General features: G+C 74.5%; 3 protein-coding genes. All 3 read left to right on the top strand.

Annotated features, from left to right (window positions below; all coding sequences use genetic code 11):
- A partial coding sequence (locus AC2CJA_RS23940; protein WP_484604756.1) for a PleD family two-component system response regulator occupies window positions 1-1653 on the top strand: 1653 nt, incomplete at its 5' end.
- Between the two features lie 475 nt (window positions 1654-2128).
- Window positions 2129-3499: a bifunctional glycosyltransferase family 2/GtrA family protein gene (locus tag AC2CJA_RS23935; protein ID WP_484604755.1), complete on the top strand. Its 1371-nt coding sequence runs from the start codon at window positions 2129-2131 to the stop codon at window positions 3497-3499.
- Window positions 3496-5156 (top strand): ArnT family glycosyltransferase (locus tag AC2CJA_RS23930; protein ID WP_484604754.1); only part of this gene is annotated, 1661 nt, incomplete at its 3' end. The genes AC2CJA_RS23935 and AC2CJA_RS23930, both read left to right, overlap by 4 nt.

The raw sequence follows: 5156 nt of genomic DNA, 5'->3' as shown, positions 1-5156 counted from the left end.
GCGCCGGCCGCTCCCGCGCAGGCTCCGGGGCGCGCGGCGTTCGCGCTGCCGCCCGGACCGACCCCGGCTCCGGGCCCGCACCAGGCTCAGCCGAACCCGGCTCAGCCGCAGTTGCAGCCGGTGCGGCCACAGCCCGACGCACAGGCCGAGGCCGTCCAGGAGGACCGGCCGACCGGTCGGCGGCGTCGCGTACCACCGCCCGAGGAGACGCCGCGGCAGGATCCCGCCGCCGAGCCACGGGCTCCCGGGCCCGAACAGCACACCCCAGCCGCCCGGTACCCCGAGCACACCCAGCGCCCCGGGCACCCGGACCAGGACGACACGGGCGGCACGGACGACACGGAGCAGTCCGGCCAGGCCGACCTCACCGTGGTCGCGGCCAGCCCCATCCTGGGCGGCTCGGCGCCGTCCGAGGAGGCGCCCAGGCAGCGGGCGCTGCCGATGCCGGGCCGCGAGGCGGCACCGCCGGAGCAGAGTTCCGGCGTCAGTGTGCGCACTCTCGGCCAGGGTGTGCCCTTCGCCCGGCAGGCGGGCGAGCAGCACACCGGCCAGCACGCGGTCCAGCCACCCGCGCCCGCCGCGCCGCCCGCACCGCAGCCTCCGCAGACCCAGCCGCCCGTACCGCCCGCGTCCACCTCCACCCCCACCCCCGCGCAGAGCAGCACCGGACAGGGCCGCCGCCGCAAGCTCGCGGCTCCCCCGGTGGAGAAGGAGCGCGCCGCCGAGGCGGCCGCCGCCGCCATCGCCGCCGCGCCTCCGCAGGCACAGCCCCAGTACCCTCCGGCCCAGCACACCCACAGCGGGCGGGAGTTCGCCATCGGCGCGCCCGAGGCCGGGGCCGAGGGGCCGGAGCACCTGGACGGTCCGGGCGGGGCGGTGGAGGTCACCGGCGGCAGCGGCCGGGTACCGCCGCCTGCCGACGACGAACTGCCGCCCGAGCCCCTGGACAACCCCCGGCGGCTGCTGGTGTGGCCCGAGCCGGACGTCTCCACCCAGCAGGCCCTGACCGACCGCGGCTACCGCCCCGTCATCGTCCACTCCCGCGAGGAGGTGGACGCCCAGATCGCGGCGTACCCGGCGGCCCTCTTCGTGGATCCGCTGACCGGCCCCATCACCCGTACCGCCCTGCAGTCGCTGCGCCAGGCGGCCGTCGCCGCCGAGGTGCCGGTGCTGGTGACGGCCGGTCTGGGGGTGGCCTCGCGCGAGGCGGCGTACGGCGCGGACCCGGCCGTCCTCCTCAAGGCCCTCGCGCCGCGCGACAGCGAGCAGCACCCGCCGCGGGTGCTGCTGGTGGAGGAGCACGCGGCCATCGCGGACGCCATGGCCGCGACGCTGGGGCGGCGCGGCATGCAGACCGCGCACGCCCCCTCGGACGCGGAGGCGGTGCAGCTCGCGGCGCAGATCCGGCCGAACCTGGTGGTGATGGACCTGATGCAGGTGCGCCGCCGCCGCGCCGGGATCATCGACTGGCTGCGGGTGAACGGCATGCTCAACCGCACGCCGTTCGTCGTCTACACCTCCGCCTCCATCGACGAGGCGGAGCTGCCCGGTCTGGCGTCCGGCGAGACGGTCCTCTTCCTCGCGGAGAGGTCCACGAGCCCGGAGGTGCAGGCGCGCATCGTGGACCTGCTGGCGAAGATAGGCGCCAACTAGGAGGCCCCGGCCGGCGGATGGGGCTGTCCGCCCGAAGGACGGGCTCCGCCGGACAACCTCTGGGGCCCCGTGGCAGGCTCCCCGCCACCGGGCGGGTGGTTCGACGGGGCGGACGGCCCGCGCCCCGAGCGCCGGAGACTCCGTCGGCAACGGCGGCGTGGCCGGTCTCATCGCTCCGTGCGGGAACGACGACGTGTAAGCCCGTTCCGCCGGCTGAGACGGAGGCTCCTCGGGCACCGGGCTTCTCAGAGAAAACACAGGCGCCAGAAAGGACCCTCTCAAGGACCCCCGCAAGGCTGTGGAACATGACCACAGCCTCACCCCGGGCACTCATCGAACCGCTGAGGCCGGACGGGAACCCTGTCCCCGCACTCGTGGCGGACGACGAGCAGCCGACCACCGGCTCCCCCTCCGCGGCTCCGCGTCACGGTCTCCGCACACCGTCGGGAACGGCGACGTGAGAAAGCCCGGTGTCATGAGAACCGACCACTCCCCCGGCGGGGGGCCCGCCCGTGAGCACCTGCCTCCCCGGGAGCACGTCCCGGCCGGGGGGGCGGCCGCACCGGTCCTGGACGTGGTGATCCCCGTCTACAACGAGGAGAAGGACCTCCGGCCGTGCGTTCTCAGACTGCACGAACATCTCACGCGCACCTTCCCCTACGCGTTCCGCATCACGGTCGCGGACAACGCCTCCACGGACACCACCGCTCGGGTGGCCGCGGAGCTGGCGGAACGGATCACGGAGGTCCGCTCCTTCCGGCTGGAGCGGAAGGGGCGGGGCCGGGCTCTGCGGTCCGTCTGGTCGGCCTCGGACGCACCGGTCCTCGCCTACATGGACGTGGACCTATCCACCGACCTGAACGCCCTTCTGCCCCTGGTCGCTCCGCTGATCTCCGGCCATTCGGACCTGGCCATCGGCTCACGGCTGAGCCGCGGCTCGCGGGTTGTGCGGGGGGCCAAGCGCGAGTTCGTCAGCCGTTCGTACAACCTGATCCTGCGGGGTTCGCTCCAGGCCCGCTTCTCCGACGCGCAGTGCGGGTTCAAGGCGATCCGCCGGGATGTCGCCCGGATTCTGCTCCCTCTGGTGGAGGACGGCGGCTGGTTCTTCGACACCGAGCTGCTGGTGCTCGCCGAGCGTGCGGGACTGCGGATCCACGAGGTACCGGTCGACTGGGTCGACGACCCCGACTCGACGGTGCGCATCGCCCGGACGGCGGCCGAGGACCTCAGGGGCGTGTGGCGGGTCGGCAGGGCGCTGGCCACCGGCTCGCTGCCACTGGCCCGGCTGGCCAGGCCCTTCGGCGACGATCCGCGGGACCGTGAGCTGACGGGCGTACCGAGGGGGCTGGCGAGGCAGTTGGCCGGCTTCTGCTCCGTCGGCGTACTGTCCACCCTGTTCTACCTGCTGCTCTACAGCGGCTTCCGGATCTTCACCGGCTCCCAGGCCGCCAACGGTCTCGCCCTGCTGGTCTCGGCGATCGCCAACACGGCCGCCAATCGCCGGCTGACCTTCGGGGTACGGGGGCGCGGCGGTGTGGTGCGGCACCAGGCGCAGGGGCTGACCGTCTTCGGGGTCGGCCTCGTACTGACCTCCGGATCGCTCGCCGCGCTCCACGCCGCGTCCGACGCCCCCGCCCGTTCCGCCGAGCTGGCGGTCCTCGTCGCCGCCAACCTCGCCGCGACGGTACTGCGGTTCCTGCTGTTCCGGGCGTGGGTGTTCCCCCACCGCGACGACCGGGCCCGCGGCCACCGTGGCGGCACCGCGCCGCGGGCCGGTGCCCCCGTCGTGCCCCACACCACTGACGCGTTCGATCCGGCCGACACCGATCCGAGGACCCCACGATGACCACGCAGCCCGATCAGACGAGTACCGGCACAGGCCCGGGGGCGGGCCCCCGCCCGGCCCCGGCCCCCGTGGCGGGCGGACCGCGGCGGCCGCTCGCCCGGAGGCTGTGGCGCGGGCGGCCCGAGGACCCCCGCTGGGCGCGGCCCGCCTTCCTCGCGCTGCTGCTGGTGACCGGGCTGCTGTACCTGTACAACCTCAGCGCGTCCGGGTTCGCCAACTCCTTCTACTCGGCTGCCGTGCAGGCGGGCAGCGAGTCGTGGAAGGCGTTCCTCTTCGGCTCTCTGGACGCGGCGAACGCCATCACCGTGGACAAGCCCCCGGCCTCGCTTTGGCCGATGGGGCTCTCGGTACGGCTCTTCGGTCTGAACTCCTGGGCGATCCTCGTGCCCGAGGTGCTGATGGGTGTGGGCACGGTCGCTGTCGTGTACGCGTCCGTCAACCGCCGTTCCGGCCCGGCCGCCGCTCTGGTCTCGGGCACCGTGCTGGCGCTGACGCCGGTCGCCGCGCTGATGTTCCGGTACAACAACCCCGACGCCATGCTGGCGCTGCTGCTGTCCCTGGCCTGTTACCTCGTCGTCCGGTCCCTGGAGGACGGCCGTACGAAGTGGCTGGTATGGGCCGGCGCCGTGATCGGCCTGGCGTTTCTGGCGAAGGGGCTGCAAGCCTTCCTGATCCTTCCCGTTCTCGCGCTCGTCCACGGCGTCCGCGCGCCGGTGGCGGGGGGGAAGCGGCTGACGGGGCTGGCATGGGCGGCTCTCGCGCTGGTCGTCTCCGGCGGCTGGTGGGTGGCGCTCGTCGAGCTGTGGCCCGCGTCCTCCCGTCCGTACATCGGCGGCTCGCAGAGCAACAGCTTCCTGGAGCTGACCTTCGGCTACAACGGCCTCGGGCGGCTCAACGGGGAGGAGACCGGCAGTGTCGGCGGGGGCGGTGGTGCCGGAGGCGGCCGGTGGGGCGAGACCGGTTGGGGCCGGATGTTCGACTCCTCGGTCGGCGGCCAGATCTCCTGGCTGCTGCCCGCCGCGCTGATCCTGCTGGTCGCGGGGCTGGTCATCACCCGCCGGGCCGGGCGGACCGATCCGACACGCGGCTCGTTCATGGTCTGGGGCGGCTCGCTGCTGCTGACGGCCGCCGTCTTCAGCCACATGGCCGGCATCTTCCACGAGTACTACACGGTGGCTCTCGCCCCGTACGTCGCCGCACTGATCGGCATGGGCTCGGCCGTCCTGTGGGAGAGGCGCCGTTCGGCCTCCGTCTCCCTCACCCTCGCGGCCACGACCGCGGTCACCGCCGGCTGGGGGTACGTCCTGCTCGGCCGTACGCCCGAGTACCTGCCCTGGCTGAAGTGGGCGGTCCTGGCCGGCGGGCTGGCCGGGGCTCTCGGACTGCTCCTGGCGGGTTTCGCGGGCCGGACCGGACGTCGTCTGACGCTCGCGGTGGCCGGACTGTCGCTGGCGGCCGCGCTCGCCGGTCCGACGGCGTACACGCTGAGCACGGTGCAGGAAGGACACACCGGTTCCCTCGCCGTCGCGGGCCCGGCTGGAGCGGGCGGCAGGGGTGGGGACGCCGGCCCCGGCGCGGACGGCCGGAGCCGGCCGGACCAGCGGGACGGGGCCCTGCCCGGGGACGGCCCGGCAGGGCCGGACCAGCGGGACGGCGG

This window comes from Streptomyces sp. ATLC9 (assembly GCF_057196705.1).
The sequence above is the reverse complement of the archived record's forward strand: the minus strand, read 5'-3'. Positions and strand labels throughout refer to the sequence as shown.